22 protein-coding genes are annotated in these 21,734 nt (G+C 69.2%); 13 read left to right on the top strand and 9 right to left on the bottom strand.

The window, feature by feature from the left end:
• The first annotated feature begins 2 nt into the window (after positions 1-2).
• The 3 genes from ASF25_RS06625 to ASF25_RS06615 all read left to right on the top strand — a co-directional run bounded on the left by ASF25_RS06625 (position 3) and on the right by ASF25_RS06615 (position 2,360).
• On the top strand, positions 3-413 hold the full coding sequence (locus ASF25_RS06625; RefSeq protein ID WP_056303997.1) for a DUF3597 domain-containing protein: 411 nt from the start codon (positions 3-5) through the stop codon (positions 411-413).
• Between the two features lie 370 nt (positions 414-783).
• On the top strand, positions 784-1,704 hold the full coding sequence (locus ASF25_RS06620) for a phosphatase PAP2 family protein (RefSeq protein ID WP_056303994.1): 921 nt from the start codon (positions 784-786) through the stop codon (positions 1,702-1,704).
• A gap of 224 nt (positions 1,705-1,928) precedes the next feature.
• Complete coding sequence (locus ASF25_RS06615; protein ID WP_056303992.1) at positions 1,929-2,360, top strand: hypothetical protein; 432 nt, start codon at positions 1,929-1,931, stop codon at positions 2,358-2,360.
• 139 nt (positions 2,361-2,499) lie between these two features.
• On the opposite strand, the gene ASF25_RS06610 is transcribed toward ASF25_RS06615, so the two are convergent.
• Complete coding sequence (locus ASF25_RS06610; RefSeq protein WP_056303991.1) at positions 2,500-3,393, bottom strand: ATP-binding protein; 894 nt, start codon at positions 3,391-3,393, stop codon at positions 2,500-2,502.
• A 220-nt stretch (positions 3,394-3,613) separates the two neighbouring features.
• Between ASF25_RS06610 and yajC the strand changes: the two genes are divergently transcribed.
• The 7 genes from yajC to ASF25_RS06575 all read left to right on the top strand — a co-directional run bounded on the left by yajC (position 3,614) and on the right by ASF25_RS06575 (position 9,851).
• Positions 3,614-3,949: a preprotein translocase subunit YajC gene (gene yajC, locus ASF25_RS06605; protein ID WP_056171456.1), complete on the top strand. Its 336-nt coding sequence runs from the start codon at positions 3,614-3,616 to the stop codon at positions 3,947-3,949.
• A gap of 71 nt (positions 3,950-4,020) precedes the next feature.
• Positions 4,021-5,628: a protein translocase subunit SecD gene (gene secD / locus ASF25_RS06600; RefSeq protein ID WP_056303988.1), complete on the top strand. Its 1,608-nt coding sequence runs from the start codon at positions 4,021-4,023 to the stop codon at positions 5,626-5,628.
• A gap of 60 nt (positions 5,629-5,688) precedes the next feature.
• Complete coding sequence (gene secF, locus ASF25_RS06595; protein ID WP_056171451.1) at positions 5,689-6,636, top strand: protein translocase subunit SecF; 948 nt, start codon at positions 5,689-5,691, stop codon at positions 6,634-6,636.
• A gap of 3 nt (positions 6,637-6,639) precedes the next feature.
• Entirely contained in the window at positions 6,640-7,026 is a 387-nt protein-coding gene (locus ASF25_RS06590; protein ID WP_056171450.1) for an MTH938/NDUFAF3 family protein, read from the top strand.
• Complete coding sequence (locus tag ASF25_RS06585) at positions 7,023-7,904, top strand: phytoene/squalene synthase family protein (RefSeq protein WP_056303986.1); 882 nt, start codon at positions 7,023-7,025, stop codon at positions 7,902-7,904. Before ASF25_RS06590 ends, ASF25_RS06585 begins: the two co-directional genes overlap by 4 nt.
• An 86-nt stretch (positions 7,905-7,990) precedes the next feature.
• A complete protein-coding gene (locus ASF25_RS06580) occupies positions 7,991-8,761 on the top strand; it encodes an ion channel (RefSeq protein WP_056171446.1) in 771 nt (256 codons plus the stop codon).
• Between the two features lie 391 nt (positions 8,762-9,152).
• Positions 9,153-9,851 carry a glyoxalase superfamily protein gene (locus ASF25_RS06575; protein WP_082478847.1) on the top strand — a complete coding sequence of 233 codons (699 nt, stop codon included), beginning with the start codon at positions 9,153-9,155 and terminating at the stop codon, positions 9,849-9,851.
• Positions 9,852-10,035: 184 nt separating this feature from the next.
• Here the strand turns inward: ASF25_RS06575 and ASF25_RS06570 are convergent, their stop codons facing one another.
• Positions 10,036-10,959, bottom strand: coding sequence for a manganese catalase family protein (locus tag ASF25_RS06570; protein WP_056168855.1), 924 nt, complete (start codon positions 10,957-10,959; stop codon positions 10,036-10,038).
• Between the two features lie 278 nt (positions 10,960-11,237).
• On the opposite strand from ASF25_RS06570, the gene ASF25_RS06565 reads away from it, so the two are divergent.
• From ASF25_RS06565 to ASF25_RS06555, 3 genes are all read left to right on the top strand, one after another.
• Complete coding sequence (locus ASF25_RS06565) at positions 11,238-12,923, top strand: L-lactate permease (protein ID WP_056169028.1); 1,686 nt, start codon at positions 11,238-11,240, stop codon at positions 12,921-12,923.
• 175 nt (positions 12,924-13,098) lie between these two features.
• Positions 13,099-13,959 carry a DMT family transporter gene (locus tag ASF25_RS06560; protein WP_056262507.1) on the top strand — a complete coding sequence of 287 codons (861 nt, stop codon included), beginning with the start codon at positions 13,099-13,101 and terminating at the stop codon, positions 13,957-13,959.
• 31 nt (positions 13,960-13,990) lie between these two features.
• Positions 13,991-14,518: a GNAT family N-acetyltransferase gene (locus ASF25_RS06555; RefSeq protein ID WP_056303983.1), complete on the top strand. Its 528-nt coding sequence runs from the start codon at positions 13,991-13,993 to the stop codon at positions 14,516-14,518.
• Between the two features lie 47 nt (positions 14,519-14,565).
• Here the strand turns inward: ASF25_RS06555 and ASF25_RS06550 are convergent, their stop codons facing one another.
• From ASF25_RS06550 to ASF25_RS06520, 7 genes are all read right to left on the bottom strand, one after another.
• Complete coding sequence (locus ASF25_RS06550) at positions 14,566-14,997, bottom strand: helix-turn-helix domain-containing protein (protein WP_244472928.1); 432 nt, start codon at positions 14,995-14,997, stop codon at positions 14,566-14,568.
• Positions 14,919-15,203 carry a BrnT family toxin gene (locus ASF25_RS21820; protein WP_082502518.1) on the bottom strand — a complete coding sequence of 95 codons (285 nt, stop codon included), beginning with the start codon at positions 15,201-15,203 and terminating at the stop codon, positions 14,919-14,921. The genes ASF25_RS06550 and ASF25_RS21820 overlap by 79 nt, the downstream gene beginning before the upstream one ends.
• Before the next feature lie 104 nt (positions 15,204-15,307).
• Entirely contained in the window at positions 15,308-16,738 is a 1,431-nt protein-coding gene (trmFO, locus tag ASF25_RS06540; protein WP_056303979.1) for a methylenetetrahydrofolate--tRNA-(uracil(54)-C(5))-methyltransferase (FADH(2)-oxidizing) TrmFO, read from the bottom strand.
• 31 nt (positions 16,739-16,769) lie between these two features.
• Positions 16,770-17,744: a S1C family serine protease gene (locus ASF25_RS06535; protein WP_056168873.1), complete on the bottom strand. Its 975-nt coding sequence runs from the start codon at positions 17,742-17,744 to the stop codon at positions 16,770-16,772.
• Positions 17,745-17,868: 124 nt separating this feature from the next.
• Complete coding sequence (locus ASF25_RS06530) at positions 17,869-20,100, bottom strand: xanthine dehydrogenase family protein molybdopterin-binding subunit (protein ID WP_056303977.1); 2,232 nt, start codon at positions 20,098-20,100, stop codon at positions 17,869-17,871.
• Positions 20,097-21,134: a xanthine dehydrogenase family protein subunit M gene (locus ASF25_RS06525; protein WP_056303975.1), complete on the bottom strand. Its 1,038-nt coding sequence runs from the start codon at positions 21,132-21,134 to the stop codon at positions 20,097-20,099. Before ASF25_RS06525 ends, ASF25_RS06530 begins: the two co-directional genes overlap by 4 nt.
• Positions 21,131-21,649 carry a (2Fe-2S)-binding protein gene (locus tag ASF25_RS06520; RefSeq protein ID WP_056168881.1) on the bottom strand — a complete coding sequence of 173 codons (519 nt, stop codon included), beginning with the start codon at positions 21,647-21,649 and terminating at the stop codon, positions 21,131-21,133. Before ASF25_RS06520 ends, ASF25_RS06525 begins: the two co-directional genes overlap by 4 nt.
• Positions 21,650-21,734: the final 85 nt, after the last annotated feature.

Raw genomic sequence — 21,734 nt, 5'->3', positions numbered from 1 at the left:
CCATGAGCCTCCTCGGCAGCATCGTCAGCAAGATCCTCCATCCCTTCGGAGGCGGCGACGCCCAGGCCAAGCCCGCCGACGCCCCGGCCACCACCGGCGGCTCCGACGCCTCCACCTCGACCGGCACCGCCACGGGCGGGTCCGTCCCGGCCGGCTCCGTCGATGTCGAGGAGGTTCTCAACGGCATGGCCACCAAGAACGGCCAGACCCTCAACTGGCGCACCTCCATCGTCGACCTGATGAAGCTCCTCGACCTCGATTCGAGCCTCACCGCCCGCAAGCAGCTCGCCGACGAGTTGCACTACACGGGCGACAAGGAGGATTCGGCTTCCATGAACGTCTGGCTGCACAAGCAGGTGATCAAGAAGCTTGAAGAGAACGGCGGCAAGGTGCCGGCCGATCTGAAGGATTGATTGTCAATTCAGGCTCGGAGCGCATTCGCGCCTGAGCCGTTCGGCAGGCCCGGTTGCCCTTGCGGCAGCCGGGCCTTCGTCGTTTGAATGCCGAGGGGAAGGCAGCAAAGCCGCTTGGACGTCTCGGATACGTCGGCCCGTGATCCTACGCGCACCGACCGGGCATCGATCGTGGCGAAGATCGAAGGCGGAGGTCTTGCTGGCGATCCAAGGGTGTCGTGGGAGCCGTGCCTCCGGTTCAAAGCGTAGGTTGCCCTCGGCAAATCGAGGTGTACCTTCTGTCGCTTCGAAGCGGGATCTATCAACTTCGCTTTAGGATTGCGTGTGCATGGTGTGTGCAAACTAGGGTTCGCACATGCATCCGAGAGTCTTGGCGTCGACCACTGCCGCCGCCGTGACGGCGTGCGCCCTCGGCATGACGGTCGCGACCGGGCTTCGGGTCGAGTTGTCTCACTTGCTGCTGTGGGCTGCGGGCATCTGCGTCCTCTTCGCACTCCAGGCGTTCTACACCTTCTACCGGCGGGAACCTTTCATCGCCGATAGCCTCGGTACGCTCGCCGTGACCGGGTGCAGTCTGACCATGCTTGGGGTTCTTGCGTTGGCAGGCCTGGCCGTCAACGCGCCGCTCATCGATGGGGCGCTGATTCGAGCCGATGAGATGATCGGTCTCGATGCGCGAACGATCGTGGCGTTCGTGTCCCGGGTGCCGGCACTGCACGACCCCCTGGTCTTCGCTTACCACGCGTCGTTCAAGGTACTCATCTTCGTGCCCCTGATCCTCATTCTCATGCGGAGAGCGGACGCGGCATGGCGGTTCTGTGCGATGATCGCGCTCGCCGGGTTCACCTGTGCCCTCATCGCGATTCCATTTCCGGCCATCGGAGCCTTCGCCGGACTGCAACTCGCCGAGGATGTCGTTTCACAACTACCGGAGGGCGCGGGCCTCTATCACCTCGCAACGTTCGATGCGTTCCGCTCCGGAACGACGAAGCATGTCCGTCTTTCCGAGTTGAATGGAGTCATCACGTTCCCCTCGTTTCATGCGGCCTTCGCCTGTGTGACCGCCCACGTGTTCATGTCCTTGCGAATATTGCCCGTGCGCCTGTTGCGCCTATCGATCCTGATCTGGACCGCCATCGTCATGGTATCGACGATCGTCATCGGCGGGCATTATTTCGTGGATGTGTTCGCCGGTGTCGCCCTGTTTGCGGTTGTGGTGTCGATCACGCGGACGCGGAAGCCCTCTCCCGATCTGTCCATGCCGTTGCGAGCCCTGAACCCCGCGACGTGAGGGGGGGGTCGGCTCGCGACCGTTCCGACGAGGGTTACCGGTAACACCCTGTGCCTCGAACGTGGTCTCGGCCGGGACGCTCCTCGCAGGGCGCGCCCGGCCCGGCGCCGGAGAGGGGCGATCCGGTTTCGGGATGTCCATTCAATCGAAGGCGGCGCTTGGAGCCTTCTTCCCGCAGGAGTATGCCTCGGTGAGCCGCAGAGGCTGGTTCGAGGAACTGGGTCATGGCGTGGAGCGCGCGAACCTTCTGCATCGTCATTGGTGGCGCTGCCGCACAGCTTCTGGTCTATCATGCCCTGCGAGGGTGGGCCGGTCTGACATCACCCGTGGCGAGCGTGCTTGCGGGTGTGCTCGTCACCTCCGCCTGTCTCCTTGTGGCGAGCGAGCGCCCCGCGCGTCTGCGATGGGGGCTCGAGGACTATTCTGCCCTTCACATAGTCTCGTTTCTGGCACTGCTGCCGGCGGCGCGCGATGGGTTCAATCTCTTCGTCGGGTTGGCCTCCGATTCGTTTGCGGCGGCGACCGCTTTCATCTGCCTCCCGTTGCTGGCGATCCAGGCGCTGACCCGACGCATTCTCTTCAGCCGGGCGGAAATCGAGAGCCTGCGCGGAGACCGAACCCGGTCCCGCGCGCTCGAGGAAGAGCGGGGCGTTTAGTGTCTGTCACAAAACTCCCGCTGCACCGCCGTATTCAGAGCGAGAACCGATGGTGACCGGCAGGTTTGCGAGGCACTCTTAGCGCCCGTCCCCGCGTCCGGGCTGGAAAGCGGGGGCGTGCGCCGGACGATCCGCGCGGTCACCCCAACCGCTGCCCCAGCCGCCCCGCCAGATCCTGAATGTACTGGAACGCCGTGCGCCCCGAGCGCGAGCCCCGGGTGGTCGCCCATTCCAGGGCCTCGGCCCGCACGGTGTCGGGGTCGGCGGTCAGGCCGTGGCGGGCCACGTAGGCGCGGACCATGGCGAGGTATTCGTCCTGGCTGCACTTGTGGAAGCCGAGCCACAGACCGAAGCGGTCGGAGAGCGACACCTTCTCTTCCACGGCTTCGCCGGGATTGATGGCCGTGGAGCGCTCGTTCTCCACCATGTCGCGGGCGAGCAGGTGCCGGCGGTTGGAGGTGGCGTAGAACAGCACGTTCTCGGGGCGCCCCTCGATGCCGCCGTCCAGCGCCGTCTTCAGGGACTTGTACGAGGTGTCGTCGCCGTCGAACGACAGGTCGTCGCAGAACACGATCCAGCGGTGCCGGTCGCCCCGCAGGGTCGCCATGAGGTCGGGCAGGGCCTCGATGTCTTCGCGATGGATTTCCACGAGCTTGAGCGGGAGGGCGTCGCCCCGGCCCGCGTTGATCTCGGCGTGCACGGCCTTGACCAGGGACGACTTGCCCATGCCGCGCGCGCCCCACAGCAGGGCGTTGTTGGCCGGCAGGCCGGCGGCGAAGCGCCGGGTGTTCTCGGACAGCGTGTCGCGGGCCCGGTCGATGCCCGTGAGCAGGCCGATCTCGACGCGGTTGACGGAGCGCACCGGGATCAGCCGGCGCTCGGGCCCCCACAGGAACGCGTCGGCCGCCGCGACGTCCACCGCCGGGCGGGCGGGGGGCGCGGCCCGCTCCAGGGCGGCGGCGATGCGCTCCAGCACGGGCAGCAGATCGGGGTGAAGGGTTTCGTGCGGGGCCGGGTCGGTGGCAGAGGTCATCGCGAAAGGTCCTTCGGGCGGGCGCGGGGGCCGGTTTAGGGCAAATCCGCCGAAAGATCAGCGTCCCCGGGGCAGGGGGCTTGCGCCCGGGACCGTTTCGCCCCAGGCCCACGCCGTTGCTTTCACTTAGGCCGTGGCTATAGTCCGCGCGCTTTTTCGACAGGCCCGCACGCCCCCTCGCCCGAGGGGATCGGGGCCGTATCCTTGAGGAGTCACGCGCTTGATCACCCCCGCCTTCGCGCAAGGGGCCTCCGCGGCCGCTGGCGGAGCGGACATCGCCTTGCAGGTGGTGCCGTTCGTCCTCATCTTCGTCATCATGTACTTCCTGATCCTCCGCCCGCAGCAGCGCCGCGTGAAGGAGCATCAGAGCATGGTCAAGAACGTGCGCCGCGACGACACCGTCGTCACCACCGGCGGCATCGTCGGCCGCGTCACCAAGGTCGCCGACGACGCCTCGGAGATCGAGGTCGAGATCGCCCCCAACGTCCGCGTCAAGGTCGTCCGCACCATGATCGCGGAAGTCCGGGTCAAGGGCGGGCCGGTCAAGGCCGCCTGAGCCATCGACGGACGAGGCCGGCGCAAGGGCCGGCCTCGCAATCAAGAAACGGCAAGGGACGGGACTTCCGGATGCTGCGCTTCTCGCGAACCAAGATCGTCACGACGCTGGCCGTCATCCTCATCGGCCTCAGCCTCGCCGTGCCGAGCTTCTTCTCGCCGGAGCAGCGCAAGGGCTTCATGGCGGGGCTGCCGGGCTGGTTCCCGAGCTGGATCATCCCCCAGCGCGCCATCGTGCTCGGCCTCGATCTTCAGGGCGGCTCGCAGCTCCTGCTGGAGGTCGACCAGAACGAACTCGTGGCGTCCCAGGGCAAGGCGCTCCGCGACGACGTGCGCCGCATCCTCCAACAGGAATCCGTCCGGGCCGAGGGCGGCATTCAGCTCTTGCAGCGCGGCGTTCAGGTCCGCGTCCCCGACGATGCGGCGCGCGCCAAGGTGCTGCCGAAGCTGCGCGAACTCGCCCAGCCCATCGCCAATCCCCTCGTCGGCCAGGGCTCGGGCCGCACCCTCGACATCGCCGAGCAGCCCGACGGCGCCATCCGCCTGAGCCTCACCGATGCGGGCATCACCGAGCGCACCCGCCGCGCCGTGAGCCAGGGCATCGAGGTCATCCGCCGCCGCCTCGATTCCACGGGCACCACCGAGCCGTCGATCCAGCAGCAGGGCGCCGACCGCATCCTGATTCAGGTGCCCGGCGAGCAGAACCCGGAGCGCCTCGAGAAGCTCCTGGGGAGCACCGCCAAGCTCGAATTCCGCATGCTGTCGGACTCGGCCTCGGGTGACGTCGATCTGCTGCCTTCCAAGGACGAGAAGGGTGCCAAGGTCCCCGTCGAGCGCCGGGTCATGGCCGATGGCGGCGACCTCACCGACGCCCAGCCGGCCTTCGACCATCAGACCCAGGAGCCGATGGTCTCCTTCAAGTTCAACCTGAAGGGCGCCCAGCGCTTCGGGCAGGCGACGGCCGAGAACGTCGGCCGCCGCATGGCCATCGTGCTCGACAACGAGGTGGTCTCGGCGCCGCGCATCAACACGCCGATCACCGGCGGCTCCGGCCAGATCACGGGCAACTTCACGGTCGCCCAGGCCAACGACCTCTCGGTGCTCCTGCGCGCCGGCGCCCTGCCGGCGAAGTTCACCGTGGTCGAGCGCCGCGTCGTCGGCCCGGGCCTCGGCCGCGACTCGATCCAGGCCGGCAAGCTGGCGACGTTGGTCGCCGGCGCCCTGGTCATCGTGTTCATGTTCGCCACCTACGGGGTGTTCGGCTTCTTCGCCAACATCGCCCTCATCGTCCATGTCGGCCTCATCCTGGGCCTGATGTCGGTGCTGGAGGCCACCATGACCCTGCCGGGCATCGCCGGCATCGTGCTCACCATCGGCACGGCGGTGGATTCCAACGTGCTGATCTACGAGCGCGTGCGCGAGGAGGTGCGGGCGGGCCGCTCCATCGTCTCGGCCCTGCAGGCGGGCTTCGACAAGGCGTTCGCCACCATCATCGACTCGAACTCGACCATGGCCATCGCCGCCCTGATCCTGTTCTTCCTCGGCTCCGGCCCGGTGAAGGGCTTCGCCGTGGTGTTCATCCTCGGCATCCTCACGACCGTTATCACCGCCGTGACCCTGACCCGCATGATGATCGCCCTGTGGTACAATATCGCCCGGCCGAAAGCCCTGCCGTTCTGATCGTCCCCACCGGGGACGCCCGCCGGCCCTTTCGACCCTGAGACACATTCGAGACCGATCATGCGTCTGCTCCGCCTCTGGCCCGACGAATCGCACTTCGATTTCATGCGCTTCCGGCGGTTCACCTTCCCGCTTTCGGCGCTGATGTCGGTGGCGACCGTGATCCTGTTCCTCACGGTGGGCCTCAACTTCGGCATCGACTTCAAGGGCGGCACCCTCGTCGAGCTCCAGGCGAAATCCGGCACCGCCGATGTCGGGGCCGTGCGCCACACGGCGAACGGCTTCGGCTTCGGCGAGACCGAGGTGCAGGAACTCGGCGGCCAGGGCACCATCCTGGTGCGCTTCCCGCTCCAGGCCGGCGAGCAGGGCCAGACGGCGGTGATGCAGAAGGCGCACGCCTCGTTCGACGCCGAGTACGAGTTCCGCCGCACGGAGACCGTCGGCCCCCGCGTCTCGGGCGAACTCGTGCAGTCCGGCACCATCGGGGTGGTGCTCTCGGTGCTGGCGGTGCTGTTCTACCTGTGGTTCCGGTTCGAGCGGGAACTCGCCCTCGGGGCGATCGTGGGCACCCTCCACGACATCGTGCTCACCATCGGCATCTTCGTCATCACCCGCATCGAGTTCAACATGACCTCGATCGCCGCGATCCTCACCATCGTGGGCTACTCGCTCAACGAGACCGTGGTGGTGTTCGACCGGACCCGCGAACTGATGCGCCGCTACAAGACGATCCCCACGGTGGAGCTCCTCAACCTGTCCATCAACTCCACCATGTCCCGCACGGTGATGACGGCGACCTCCGCCTTCCTGTCGCTGCTCGCCCTGGTGCTGTTCGGCGGCGAGGCGATCAAGGGCTTCGCCATCGTGATGCTGGCCGGCGTCGTCATCTGCACCTACTCGGCGATCTTCGTCTCGACGCCGGTGCTGATCTACCTCGGCCTCATGCTCTCGGGGGTGAAGGCGCAGGCCGCCCGGTCGGGCGGGCGGGTGCCCCAGGCGGCGGAGTAGCGCATGGCAGCCGGCAGCCTCCACGACGGCTACGTTCCCGGCCGCCACATCATCGACGCCTACGGCAACGGCGGCTTCCGCTTCGCCGAGATGTCCCATCGCGGCTCGATCCTGATGCTGCCCTCGGGCGTCCGCGCCTGGGCGCCCGACGACGCCCGGGCCATCGACCGCAACGCCCTGCGGCCCGTGGTGGCGGAGGGGGGGGCGGTCGAACTCCTCCTCATCGGGACCGGCCTCGACATCGCGCCCCTGCCCGACGCCCTGCGGCGCTGGCTGAAGGAGGCCGGCATCGGCCTCGACGTGATGCAGACGGGTGCGGCGGCCCGCACCTACAACATCCTGGTGGCCGAGAACCGCAAGGTCGCCGCCGCCCTGGTGGCGGTCGCATGACGGACACGGACACCAAAGCCGGCCCGGCCGGCGGCCTCGACTTCGCGTTCGGGCATTGCGAGGCCCTGGTGAAGGCGGGCGACCCAGACCGTTACTTCGCCACCCTGTTCGCCCCCGCGAGCGCCCGGCCGCACCTCATCGCCCTCATCGCCTTCAGCCTCACCATCGCCCGCACCCGCGAGGCGGCCTCGAACCCCATGGCGGGGGAGATCCGTCTGCAATGGTGGCGCGACGCCCTCCAGGGCGAGGCGCGGGGCGACGTGAAGGCCAACCCCGTGGCGGCGGCCCTCGACGACGCCATCGTCAAGCGCAAGCTCGGGCGCCAGCCCTTCGTCGATCTCATCGACGCCCGCGTCTTCGACCTCTACGACGACCCGATGCCGCGGGTGAACGACCTCGAGGGCTATTGCGGCGAGACGGCCTCGGCCCTCATCCGCCTCGGCGGCCTCGTCCTGTGCGACGGCGCCGAGCCCGGCGGCGCGGCGGCCGCCGGCCATGCGGGCGTCGCCTACGGCATCACCGGCCTGCTGCGGTCCCTGCCGTGGCATGCGCGCGGCGGCCAGGTCTACCTCCCGGCCGACATCCTGAAGACCTACGGCGTCACCCGCGAGGACGTGGTGACGGGCCGCGGCGGCCCCGGCCTCGTGCACGCCTGCGCCGACCTTCGGGCGCTGGCCCGCCGCCACCTCGCGGCCTACGCGGCGGCGCGCGGCACCATCGCGCCCGCCGCGCGGGCCGCCTTCCTCCCCGTGGCCCTGGTGGAACCCTACCTCGCCGCCATGGAACGCCCGGGCTACGACCCGCTCAACACCCTCATCGAGGTGCCACGCTGGCGCCGGCTGTGGCGCCTGTGGCGGGCGTCCCGAGGGGCGTTCTAGGGGCGAACGCGTTTCGGTCGGGTCCGAATCCATGGGGCCGGGCAAGGATGCGTTATGGGTTGACCCCTGCCCGTAAGATCGGACTCATGACCACGCTGAAAGCTAGGCTTCAGGCCCTCTACGAAGGCGACACCGACCGAGCGCACCGCTTCCGTTACGCACTGCTGGCGTTTGACATAGCGACGATCGCTTTCGTCATCGTCACATCTTTTCTGCCACTTTCACCTTGGATCGTCGTACTCGACGTGGCGCTTGGCGCAGGTGTTCTGGCCGATTTCCTCGGCCGCCTGCTGATTAGCCGGGCGCCGGCCCGCGAGTTCCTGCGGCTGAGCACTTGGACGGACGTGGTGGCGATCGTCTCATTCCTGGCGCCAATGGTCGTGCAGGGCGTCGGCTTTCTGCGCATCCTGCGCACCCTTCGACTGTTGCGCACCTACCAACTGCTTGAACGGTTGCGGCACGATAGTCCGTTTTTCCGGCGGAACGATGATGCCATTCTGGCCGCCACCAACCTTATGGTGTTCGTGTTCGTAATGACCGGTGTCATCTACGTCACGCAAGCAGGGAGCAACCCAGCGATCGGCAGTCCGGTCGACGCACTGTACTTCACGGTCACATCCCTCACGACCACCGGCTACGGCGATATCACGTTACCGGGACCGACCGGGCGCCTGATCTCGGTGTTCGTGATGATATGCGGGGTGACACTCTTCTTCCGGCTCGCCCAAGTCGTATTTCGCCCCTACAAGGTACGCTTCCCGTGTCCGACCTGTGGGCTGCAGCGTCACGAGCTGGATGCTGTACACTGCAAAGCCTGCGGCACCACGCTGAACATCCCCGACGAAGGCGCATATTAAGACAATTGTGTAGGGCGGGATCAGGCTCGGGAAGAAGTCCGACCGACGCAGATCGCGGCAGCACTCCAACGATGGACGTTCCAAAGGCTCCAGTTCGTTGAATTTCGGTCATTACGGAGGGCACACCCCAACGCCGATGATGGACCGGAGGCGGAGCGTCCGCTTCAGGGCAAGGGGTCAGGGCCCGCTCCCCACCCACCAAGGGCGCCACGCTCCCGGGTTGACAGCGAGGTCTGCCGGCGCTTCTGTCATGTCGGCTCGTGCAGCCGGCCGCTCGCACCGCAAGGCATGGTGAATGCACGTTTCCCCCGATTCGGTCTGACCCCCTGGGCGGTCCCCTCGGCAATGCGAGCCCCGATACGAGCGACTGCCCGGTTCGAGGATCGGACGCATGCATATCCCACATGACCCGAAGGCGATGGCCAAGAGCCTTCGTCAGGCGCTCGCCGAGCGCCGTGTCGAGATTTCCCACGGCGACAGTCTGGAATGTGTCGCGCGTCAGTTCGGCTGGCGCGACTGGAATACCCTGGCGGCCCAGCTCGACCGGCCCGTCCTGCGCCTCCCCGAAGATTGGACCGTCGCCGGCACCCGCAGCGACGATTACGAGATGGGTCTCGATCCGGCGGAAGGCTGCGCGCTCATCCGCTACCGGGTCGCCCTGGCCGACCCGTCCCTCGGTCCGGCATCGACGGGCTTCGGGGCGCTCATGCAGAACTTCCGCGCCGATGGCTTCCGCGACAAGCGCCTCGAACTCAGCGCGCACCTGAGAGCACGGGACGTCACGGGCGCCGGATCGCTGTGGATGCGGATCGATGGTGACAAGGGGCGCATGCTGGCCTTCGACAACATGGATGGGCGCACGCGCGAGGGGCCGCTCGTCGGCACCGTCGGGTGGCAGGAACGGTCCATCGTCATCGACGTGCCCCCGGAGGCCCAGTCGATCCATTTCGGGTTTTTCCTGCGCGGCGGAGGCAGCCTGTGGGCCCGGCGGTTGCGCTTTGCCGAAGTGGGGGCGTCCGTGGCGGTGACGGATCATGCCGTCCCCCGGCGGGCGGCCCCGACGAATCTCGATTTCGCAGCCGGCGCGTAGTCTCGGGGCCAGTCCGGGCGACGGTCGCCCGGACTGGCCCCGTGCTCGCAAACCACCCGGACCAAGATGCGCAGCCGCCGCAGACGGAGCGATCCGAGCGCGCAGTCAGGGTCGACACGTTCGGCCGAACCAGAAGGGGCGGCCCCGAAGGAGCCGCCCCTGTTTCACATCGAGAGAACCCGCCTCAGCGCGCCTTGAGGGTCAGCTTCTTGGCGATCTCGAACATCTCCTCCGGGGCGTAGTCCGGGGTGAAGGCCGAGGGGACACCCGTGAGCTGGTGGATCTTGCCGCCGTCCGGCATGCCCTCGACGACGGAGAGCTCGCCGGGCGGATCGCCCGGAAGGGCGACTTCGCCGTTGCCCCAGATGCCCGCCATCTCCTTGTAGTCGCTCGGGCTGAAGGTGTAGAGCCGGCGGTGCGAACCCTCCTGCAGGTACTTCTGACACTCGGGGATCTTGTCGAGATTGATGTTCGGGGTTGGCAGGAACTTGTCGAGCTCGACGCCGGTGATCTTCTTGAGCGCCAGGGCGTAGGCGTGGGCGTGGACCGAGCCGCGCACCAGAAGATAACCGCAGACTTCGCGGCCCGTCGGGTCGGTCAGGGTTTCGTAGACCCGAAGCTTATGCAGGCGCGCGCCGCATTCGAGGTGGAAGTTGTGCAGCAGATCGACCACCACGTTGCCCGTGGTGGTGATGAAATCGTTGTTCCACGAGGCACCGTTGGAATTGACCGGGGTCACGCCGCCGCCGTTGGACAGGAACGCGGCCGCGAGGCGAATGTCCTTCATGTCCTCGAACGGGGCGCCCGAGATGTCGCCGCCGTTCGTCTCGTCGCCGTCGTTGTCCGGGCCGTTGTTGAGCATGGCGACGCCGTTGCTCACGAGCTCGACATGGCCGAGTTCCTCGGCCGTGATGGCTGCAACCAGACTATAGAACGGACGCAACTTGGACTTGCTGCGGAAGTTGAAGCTCTGGAACATGTAATTGCCCAGTGTCGACATCTCACCGTACTTGCCGCCGAGCAGTTCCTGTAGGGCCGCGGCGGCGTTCGGATCTTTCTTTTTCGGGGCGGGAAGCTCGGCTTGAAGCTGATCGACGCGCATAAACATAAGTTATTCTCCGGTTCCGGGGCTGATCGGCGTCTCGGTGGAACCGGAGCGAAGCGGGCATGTTCCGCCGTTGCGCCATGATCACGCAGGCGCGACCGAGCCGGAACCGACGGGCCGCACGCGCCACGGCCCCGGCCGGCGCCGTGGTGGCGCGCTCGCAACTGTCTCTGAATACATGATTAACCCGCGTTGAGCCGGCTCCGGGCGTCTGCTAGCAACGATTCCAAGGTTCCGGCGGAGATCGGGGCCACCTTGGGAGGACGTTGCCCGTGAACACCGTGACCACCTGGAATCAGGTCTACGACCCGTTCGGGAGCCCCTGGCTCTCGACGCTCGCCGCCTCGCTGCCGGTCATCGCGCTGCTGGGCATGATCGCCAGCGGCAAGGTCAAGGCCCACATCGCCGCCGTCCTCTCCCTGGTGCTGGCCTTCTGCGTCGCCGTGTTCCTGTTCGGCATGCCCGCCGATCTCGCCGCCCGCGCCTCCGGCTACGGCATCGCGCTCGGCCTGTTCCCCATCGGCTGGATCATCCTCAACGTCATCTTCCTCTACCGCCTGACGGTGGAGAAGGGGTGGTTCGCCACCCTTCAGCAATCGGTGGCGGGCATCACCACCGACCGGCGCCTGCAGCTGCTCCTCGTCGCCTTCGCCTTCGGGGCGTTCTTCGAGGGCGCCGGCGGCTTCGGCACCCCCGTGGCGGTGACCGGCGCCATCCTCATCGGGCTGGGCTTCTCGCCGCTGGCGGCTTCCGGCCTCTCGCTCATCGCCAACACGGCGCCCGTGGCCTACGGGGCGCTCGGCGCCCCCATCGCCGGCCTCGCCTCCGTGACGGGCTACGACCCCTACATCCTCGGCGCGATGATCGGCCGGCAGCTGCCGTTCTTCTCCGTGCTGGTGCCGTTCTGGCTCATCTGCGTGTTCGCGGGCTTCCGCGGCATGCTCCAGATCTGGCCCGCCATCCTCGTCTGCGGCGGCTCGTTCGCGCTCGCCCAGTTCGGCATCTCGAACTACGTCAACCCGTGGATCGTCGATATCGGCGCGGCGCTGGTGTCCATGGGCGCCCTGGTGCTGTTCCTGCGCTTCTGGCGCCCGGCCGTGATCTGGACCTCGCCGGCCCTGCGTGGCAACGACCCGTCCATCGGCTACGTCACCGCGGTCGACGGCCCCAAGGCCGCCGCCGCCACCCGCACCGCCACCTCCTCCGAGATCCTGCTGGCGTGGGTGCCGTGGATCATCCTCTCGGTGATCGTGGCGATCTGGGGCACCAAGTTCTTCAAGGATATCGTCGATCCGATCTTCATCTGGAACTATCCGGTGCCGGGCCTGCACAACGTCATCATGAAGGTGCCGCCGGTGGTGGCCACCGCCCATCCGGAAGCCGCCGTCTTCAAGTTCGCCTACATGTCCTACACCGGCACCGGCGTGCTGTTCGCGGCCATCCTCTCCGGCCTGCTCATGCGGTTCTCGCCGTGGCGCCTCGTGACCGCCTACATCGAGACCATCTGGGTCCTGCGCTACTCGCTCATCACCATCTCGGCGATGCTGGCGCTCGGCGTGCTGACCCGCTACGCGGGCGTCGATGCCACCCTCGGCCTCGCCTTCGCCGGCACCGGCATCCTCTACCCGTTCTTCGGCACCCTGCTCGGCTGGCTCGGCGTCGCGCTCACGGGCTCCGACACGGCCTCGAACGTGCTCTTCGGCGGCTTGCAGAAGATCACCTCGGAGCAGCTCGGCCTGTCGGGAATCCTCATGGCCTCGGCGAACTCGTCCGGCGGCGTCATGGGCAAGATGATCGACGCCCAGTCCATCGTCGTCGCCTCCACGGCCACGGGGTATTTCGGCCAGGAGAGCAAGATCCTGCGCTTCGTGTTCTGGCACTCCATCGTGCTCGCCTGCCTCGTCGGCGTGCTGGTGATGCTCCAGGCCTACGTCTACCCGTTCAACGCCATGGTGATTCACCCCTGAGGGTGAACGCCCGACGAACGCGACGCAGCCCGCCCCGGTCCGCCGGGGCGGGTTTTTTCGTGCGGGGTGTCCGGCCGGGGCCCCGGACAGTGTGGCCGGATCGTCCGGCGCCATCGCTGTCGCGGGGGCGGGGAGGCAGCTATCGCCGGGGTTCCTCGCCAAGAAAGGGACCCCGATGCGACGGACGACGCGGGGATGGGGCAGCGGCCTCCTCGGAATCCTCATCTTCAGCGCCTCCCTGCCGGCGACGCGGGTCGCCGTCGGGGGCTTTTCGCCCCTGTTCCTCACCGCGGCACGGGCGGTGATCGCCGCGCTCCTCGGCGCGGGGCTGCTCCTGGCGCTCGGCCAGACCCGGCCGGCCCGGCGCGACCTCGGATCCCTGGCCCTCGTGGCCGTCGGGGTGGTGGCCGGCTTTCCGCTGCTCACGGCCCTGGCGCTCCAGCACGTCACGTCCGCCCATTCCGTGGTGTTCGTCGGCCTGCTGCCGCTGGCCACCGCCGGGTTCGGAATCCTGCGCGGCGGCGAGCGGCCGCGTCCGGCCTTCTGGGCGTTCTCCGTTACCGGGGCGGCGGTGGTGGCGGGCTTCGCCCTGGCCCAGGGCGGCGGCGGCTCGTCGGTCGGCGACCTCCTGATGCTCGCCGCCATCCTGCTCTGCGGCCTCGGCTACGCCGAGGGCGCGGTCCTGTCGCGGCGCCTCGGCGGCTGGCAGGTGATCTCGTGGGCCCTCGTCCTGTCCCTGCCGGCGATGGCGGCCCTGGCCCTCGCGACCTTGCCGGCGACCTGGCGCGGGATCGGCTGGCCGGCCTGGGCCGGCCTCGCCTACGTCTCGGTGTTCAGCATGCTCGTCGGCTTCGTGTTCTGGTATCGTGGGCTCGCGCTCGGCGGGATCGCGGGCGTCGGGCAGCTGCAGCTCCTGCAGCCGTTCTTCGGCCTGGCGCTGGCCGGGCTCCTCCTGCACGAGCCCGTCGCCTGGTCCATGCTGGCGGCGGCCGGCCTCGTCGTCCTGTGCGTGGCGGGAGCCAAACGGTTCGCGTGAAGACCCGATGATGGGCTAGGATGGCGGCGCCATGTTCAAGCTCGCCACACGCTACTCCCTCGCCAAGCTCTCCCCCGTGGAGACCGCCCGCCTGCGCCTCGCGCCCCTGGGGCCCGGGGACGCCGAGGCCGTGCGGGCGCTCACGGACGATCCGGCCATCACCGGCGCCATCGACTTCCTGCCCAGCCCCTTCACCCTGCAGGCGGCGCGCGGGCTCATCGGCCCCGCCAAGGTGAGGACCGATTGCTTCCTGGGCGCCCGCACGCATGCGGGGGCCCTCGTCGCCATCGTCGGCCTGCACCTGCGCGGCGACCACGCCGTCGAACTCGGCTACTGGGTCGGGGGCGGGGCACGGGGGCAGGGCTACGGCGCCGAGGCCGTGACCGCGGCCATCGGCCTGCTGCGCCAGCGCTTCCCCCACCGATTCCTCGTCGCCGAGTGCCGCCCGGACAACGCCGCCTCCCGCGGCCTTCTCCTCAAGGTCGGGTTCCGCGACACCGGGGACGAGGGCCACCGGCCTGGGCGGACGATCTTCGTGTACGAGCCGAAAGCGGATTGAATCGAGGACGATCGAGGCATGCGTCGCGCGCCCTCGATGCGACGCGATCAACCGGATTTGGTCTCCGCCGCGTCCTTCCCCAGAAGACTGCTCCAGTCGATGCCCAGGGCCCGCAGAGCGGCCTCCGGCTCCCGGTCGAAGATGGTGAGGAGCGAGCGCGCGGCCGGGTCGGGCACCTTCCGGCCTTGTTCCCAGTTCCGGTAGGTCGTGACCGGAACACCGAGGGCATCGGCGAAGGATTGCTGCGTGACGCCGAGATTCTTCCTGATCTCGGCCGGCGCGCGCGCGAGAACATACCCTGTGGGGGCTGCGTCCGGGTCACCTCCGTCCTCGCGGGTATGGCGGCGGATGTCGGCCTCGGTCGTGGCTTCGATCTTTTCGCGGTTCGCCTGAGGACGGTTCAGTCGAAGTTGATCGAGGCTGATGCGTGCCGTCGTTGGCGCTCCCTGCGATTTGCGCGACGGGCCGAAATGATCCACCGCACAGAGCCGCGATCCGTAAAGGTAACGTGGGAGAGATCGCCCTCGATCTCTCCCAGGGCGTTCTGGCGAACCTCGCCGTAATCCCGCCGGTCGTCGGACTTCAGGAGCGTGCACCCGAGGAAGATCAGGGCGGCGAAGTCGAAGCCGAATCCGCGCTCCCCAAGATCTCGGTTCGACTTCTCATCGTGCCACGCGAAGTCCATGGGTCAACCTACGCCCAGGGCTCACGGAATGCAACGAGTCATACGCCCTGGGCGCAGTGATGGTCCGGGCGTGTCCGGCGCGATGGAGTCGGGGCAGGCGCCCGCTACTCCGCTGCGATCCGCGCCGCATCCGCCCCGATCCAGGCGGCGAGATCCGCCCGGCCGCGATCGGTGAGGGCCTTCTTCTTGGCCACCGCCTTCTCGGGTCCCTTGAGGCGCTTGCCGCCTTCGCCCTTGGGGGCGTGATCCAGGGGCGGGAATAGGCCGAAATTCACGTTCATCGGCTGGAACGAGCGCGGGGCGCCCGCATCCTCGGCGGCGATGTGCCCGGCGGTGATGTGGCCGATCAGCGCCCCGAGCGCCGTGGTGGGCGGCAGCGGCGCGAGCGTCTGGCCCCGTGCCTCCGCCAGGGCGAAGCGTCCCGCCATGAGCCCGATGGCGGCGCTCTCGACGTAGCCCTCGCAGCCGGTGATCTGGCCGGCGAAGCGGAGCGAGGGCCGCGCCTTCAGCCGCAGGGTCGCGTCGAGGAGGCGGGGGCTGTCGAGGTAGGTGTTGCGGTGCAGGCCGCCGAGGCGCGCGAACTCGGCGTTCTCGAGGCCCGGGATCGTGCGGAACACCCGCACCTGCTCGGAATAGGTGAGCTTCGTCTGGAATCCGACCATGTTGTAGAGGGTGCCCAGCGCGTTGTCCTGGCGCAGCTGGACGATGGCGCAGGCCTTCACCGTCGGGTCGTGCGGGTTGGTCAGCCCCACGGGCTTCATCGGGCCGTGGCGCAGGGTCTCGGGGCCGCGCTCGGCCATGACCTCGATGGGCAGGCAGCCGTCGAAGTAGGGCGTCGAGGCCTCCCACTCCTTGAACCCGATCTTGTCGCCGTCGACGAGGGCCTGAATGAAGGCGTCGTACTGCTCGCGGTCCATGGGGCAGTTGATGTAGTCGGCCCCCGTGCCGCCGGGACCGACCTTGTCGTAGCGCGACTGGAACCACGCCTTGTCCATGTCGATGGAATCGCGATGGACGATGGGCGCGATGGCGTCGAAGAACGCGAGCGACTCCGCACCCGTCAGGTCGCGGATGGCTTGCGCCAGGGACGGCGCGGTCAGGGGTCCGGTGGCGACGATGGTCCGGCCCCACTCCTCTGGCGGCAGGCCTTCGACCTCCTCGCGCACGATGGTCACCATCGGATGGGCTTCGAGGGCGGCGGTGACGGCGGCGGCGAAGCCGTTGCGGTCGACGGCGAGCGCCCCGCCGGCCGGCACCTGATGCGCGTCGGCGGCCTTGAGGATGACGGAGCCGAGGGTGCGCATCTCCTGGTGCAGCAGGCCGACCGCGTTGCCGTTGGCGTCGTCGGAGCGGAACGAGTTCGAGCAGACGAGCTCGGCCAGATCCTGGCCGTGATGCGCCTCGGTGCCGCGCACCGGGCGCATCTCGTGCAGCACCACCGGGTGGCCGGCTTGCGCGATCTGCCAGGCGGCTTCCGAGCCCGCGAGCCCGCCGCCGACGATGTGGATTGGCAAAGGGTCTGCTCTGTCCGTCATCGTGTCGGGATAGACCCGCCGGGCGCCCGGATCAATGCAGGGGCGGGGAGACGAGGAAGCGGTCGCGGTTGGCCGACGTCACCGCGAGCTTGATGGTCTGGCCGTCGCGCCGGATGGTGAGGGGCACGCGCACCCCGGCCTCGCCGAGCGCCCAGACCTGCCGGAAGAAGCCCGCGAGATCCGCCACCGGCTCGCCCGCCACGGCGGCGACCACGTCGCCGGCCCGCAGGTCGGCGGCCTCCGCCGGGCCGTCGTCGGCGAGCCCCATCACCACCACGGCATCGTCGCCGTCGCTGGCGTAGAGGCCGAGCCAGGGCCGGGGCGCCCGGTCGGCCCGGCCGCGGGTGACGAGGTCGTCGAGGATCGGAGTCAGGAGGTCGATGGGCACGATCATGTTGATGGTCTTCGGCCCCTCCGGGGTACCCTGCTGGAGCTGGAGCGAGCCGATCCCCAGCAACTCGCCGGCCGCCCCGATGAGGGCGGCGCCGCCCCAATGCGGGTGGGCGGGGGCGGTGAACAGGGCCTCGTCGAGGACGTATTCCCAGTAGCCGGCGAATTCCTGACGGGCGACGATCTCCACGGCGACGCTGCGCTGGCGGCCGCCGACCCCGGCGACGATGGCGCGGTCGCCGACCTTCACGCCGGCGGAGCGGCCGAGCGGCAGGGCCGGCAGGCCGAGGGTGCCGAGGGCCTGGACGAGGCCGAAGCCCGTCACCGCGTCGTAGCCGACCACATGGCCGGGGATCGAGCGTCCGTCCTGGGTGGTGAGCCACACGGTGTCGGCCTCCATGACGAGGTAGCCGATGGTGACCACGAGGCCGTCGTCGCCGATGACGACGCCGTTGCCGGCCCGCTCGGTGCCCAGCGTCTCGGCGGTGAAGGCCTCGTCGGGCACGCGGGTCGAGAGGGCGACGATGGCGGTCAGCGCCTGCGCGAGGTCGAAGGCATAATCGGCGGCCTTGGGCTGCACGGATGCGGGGATTTTCCAGTCTCCGGGCGAAGCCATGGGGGCGTCTTTCCTACCGTCTTCATGCGAGAGACCGTGAGATAGGTCGCCGGCCAAACTTTCAAAAGGTTCGGGCGGCGTCTTCCCGCAGCGACCGCCGCCCGGACTTGGGCGAAGGCTGCCCTCAGACCAGCAGTTTGTCGAGGGTGATGGGGAAGTCGCGCACCCGCACGCCGGTGGCGTGCCACACGGCGTTGGCGATGGCGCCCGCCGTGCCGGTGATGCCGATCTCGCCGACCCCCTTGATGCCGAGCGGGTTCACGTGCGGATCGTGCTCCTCCACCAGGATCGCCTCGATGGACGGCACGTCGGCGTTCACCGGCACGTGGTACTCGGCGAGATTCGGGTTCATCACCCGGCCCGACCGGGTGTCGACCACCGCGTGTTCGTGCAGCGCCAGGGACACGCCCCAGATCATGCCGCCGTAATACTGGCTGCGCACGAGGCGCGGGTTGACGATGCGCCCGGCCGCGAACGCGCCGACCAGCCGCGTCACCCGGATCTGCCCGAGATCGGGGTCCACCGTCACCTCGGCGTAGACCGCCCCGTGCGCGTGCATGGCGTAGGTTTTTCGCGATGCCGGGTCGCCCGCCCCCGTGCCCTTCGCCTCCACCGAATCGCGGCCCGCTCGAGAAAGAATCTCCGCGAAGCCCTCGGCGCGGGTGGGGTCATCGCGGCGGACGAGGCGCCCATTCTCCGCCACCGTGCCGGCATTGCCGGCGCCGTAGAGGGGCGAGGCCCGGTCATTGACGGCGAGGTCCGCGAGCTGCGCCAGGGCCGCTTGCGTCGCCGCGTGCACGGCGCTGCCGGAGGTGGCGGTGCCGGTGGAGCCCCCGGCGAGCCCGCCGTTCGGAAGGTCGGAATCGCCGATGCGGAGTTCCACCCGGTCGCCGTCGAGGCCGAGCCCGTCGGCGGCGATCTGGGCCAGCACCGTCCAGGCGCCCTGGCCCATGTCCTGGGCGGCGGTCTCGATGAGCGCCGTGCCGTCGGCCCGGATGGTGGCGCGGGCCTCGCCCTGCATCATCCCGGCCGGATAGGTGGCGGTGCCCATGCCCCAGCCGACGAGGAGGCCCTGGTCGTCCCGCATCTGGCGCGGCTGTTTCGGGCGCCTGCTCCAGCCGAAACGCTCGGCGCCCTGCGCGTAGCATTCGCGTAGGGCCTTGGAGGAGAACGGTCGGTGGGTGATGGGCTCAACCTCGGCGTAGTTCCTCAGCCGCAGGTCCAGCGGGTCCATGTCGAGCTTCAGGGCGAGTTCGTCGAGGGCCGATTCCACCGCGACGCTGCCGGGGGCCTCGCCGGGGGCGCGCATGAAGATCGGCGTGCCGATATCGGCCCGCGAGACCGCGTGCGTCGTGGAAATCGCCTCGGAGGCGTAGAGGTGGCGGGCGATGAGGCCGCAGGCCTCCACGAAATCGTCGTGGCGGCTCGTCAGCGTCAGGGTGTGGTGATCCAGCGCCGTGAGGGCGCCGTCGGCCCGGGCACCGAGCTTGAGGGTCTGGCGGGTCGACGCGCGATGGCCGACGGGGCCGAACATCTGCTCGCGCCGGGTCACCAGCTTCACCGGCCGGCCGACCAGTTTGGCCGCCATGATCCCAAGAATCTGCGGGGACGAGATGAAGCCCTTCGAGCCGAAGCCGCCGCCGAGATAGTGGCTGACGATGTGGATGTTGCCTTCCGGAATCCCGAACAGGCCGGCGAGGCGGCCCTTGGCGATCCACAGGGCCTGGGTCGGCGTGTGGAGGGTGAGGCGTTCGCCGTCCCACTGCGCCACGCTGGTGTGGGGTTCCAGCGCGTTGTGATACTGCGCCGCCGTCTCGTAGGTGGCCTCCATCCGGGTCTCGGCGGCGGCGAACCCGGCCGCCAGGTCGCCCGCGCCCTCCTGGGTCGGCGAGCCGGCACCGACGGTTCCGGGCGTGAAGATCTCTTCGCCGCCCAGTTCCACGCTCGCGGCTTGCGCCTCGTAGCGGGGATCGAGCAGGGCCGCGCCCTCGGTGGCCGCCTCCAGGGTCTCGGCGATCACCACCCCGATGGGCTGGTTGGCGTAGCGGACGCCCGAATTCTGCAGGAGGTCGAGGCGGAACGCGAAGGGATTGTCCTTGTCGTCCGGGGATTTGGCGAGTTTGGGCGCGTTCTCCGGCGTCATCACGGCGACGACGCCCGGATGCGCCTGCGCCGCCGTGACATCGAGGTGGGTCACCCGGCCGCGGGCGATGGCGCTCACGGCCAGGACGGCGTGGAGCATGCCCGCGGGGTGGAAGTCGGCGCTGTAGCGGGCCGCGCCCGTGACCTTGGCGGGGCCGTCGCGCCGGGTCAGGGGCTGGCCGATGGAGGCGCCGTGGCGCATGCGCTCGGTCATGGTCGGGCTCCGAAAGGACTGGCCGGCAGGGCCGGGATGCGCGCTGGGGTGCCGGCCTGCGCCAGGGTGAGCGCCCGCACGACGATGCGGCGGGCGAGCTCGATCTTGGCGGCATTGTCGCCGGACGGCCGCGCCCCGGCGAGCGCCGCCGCGGCGGCGCTCGCGAACAGTTCGGGGCTCGGAACCTGCCCGGCGAGCAGGGCTTCCGCCTCCCGCGCCCGCCAGGGCTTGAGGGCGACGCTGCCGAGGGCGAGGCGGGCCTGCCCGATGCGGCCCCCGTCGAAGGTGAGCCCGACGGCCGCCGAGACCAGTGCGAAGGCGTAGGAGGTGCGCTCGCGGACCTTGAGGTAGCGCGAATGGGCCGCGAAATCTTTTGCGTCGGGGGGCAGCCGGACAGCCACGATCAATTCGCCCGGCGCCAGCTCGGTCTCGCGCTCCGGCGCGTCGCCGGGCAGGCGGTGGAAGTCCGCGAGCAGGATGTCCCTGCGTCCGGCCGGGCCCTCGACCTCCACCACCGCGTCGAGGGCGGCCAGCGGCACGCAGAAATCCGACGGGTGGGTGGCGATGCAGTGCTGGCTCCAGCCCAAGATCGCATGGGTGCGCGTCGCCCCGCCAATGGCCTCGCAGCCGGCGCCGGGCGCGCGTTTGTTGCAGGCGCTCGCCGTGTCGTAAAAGTACTGGCAGCGGGTGCGCTGCAGGACGTTGCCGGCGGTGGTGGCGGCGTTGCGCAACTGCGCCGAGGCGCCCGACAGCAGGGCCTCGGCCACGGCCGGATACGCCCGGGCGAAGGCCGGATCGTGGGCCAGCGTCGCGTTGCGCACCAGAGCGCCGATGCGGACGCCGCCGTCCGGCAGGGTCTCGAGCGCATCGAGGCCCGATACCCGCGAGATGTCGATGAGGCGTTCGGGCCGGGTGACGCCGCCCTTCATCAGATCGAGGAGGTTGGTGCCCGACGCCAGATACGCGGCCCCCGCCCCGTGGGCCGCCACGGCCTCGGCGACGCTGCCGGCGCGGACGTAGTCGAACCGGTTCATGCCGCGTCCTCGATCAGGTGGCCGCCGGGCAGGACGTCCGGCGCGTTCATGGCCGCCTGCGCGGCGAGCACGGCTTCGGTGATCCCCGCATAGGCGCCGCAGCGGCACAGGTTGCCACTCATGCCCTCGCGCACCCGCTCGGGATCGTCGCCGGCCTGGCCCTCCCGGATGAGGCCGACCGCGCTCATGATCTGGCCCGGCGTGCAGAAGCCGCACTGGTAGCCGTCGTGATCGACGAAGGCGGCCTGGACCGGGTGCAGCACGTCGCCGTCGGCCAGGCCCTCGATGGTGGTGATGGCCGCACCGTCGTGGCTCACGGCCAGCGCCAGGCAGGCGTTGATCCGCACCCCGTCGAGCAGGATGGTGCAGGCGCCGCACTGGCCCCGGTCGCAGCCCTTCTTCGAACCGGTGAGGTCGAGGCGCTCGCGTAAGGCGTCGAGGAGGGTGACCCGCGCATCCTCGAGGACGAGGCTGCGGGATTCGCCGTTCACGATCAGCGTGATGGGAAAGCTCATGCTCGGGCGGCTCCGCGCGGCTTGTCTGGAACCCGTCCAGATAGGGCCGGGCCGGAGTGCGACCAGCGGGGGGACGGATCGGGCG

This window comes from Methylobacterium sp. Leaf100, assembly GCF_001422845.1.
Taxonomy (GTDB): Bacteria; Pseudomonadota; Alphaproteobacteria; order Rhizobiales; family Beijerinckiaceae; genus Methylobacterium.
The sequence above is the reverse complement of the archived record's forward strand: the minus strand, read 5'-3'. Positions and strand labels throughout refer to the sequence as shown.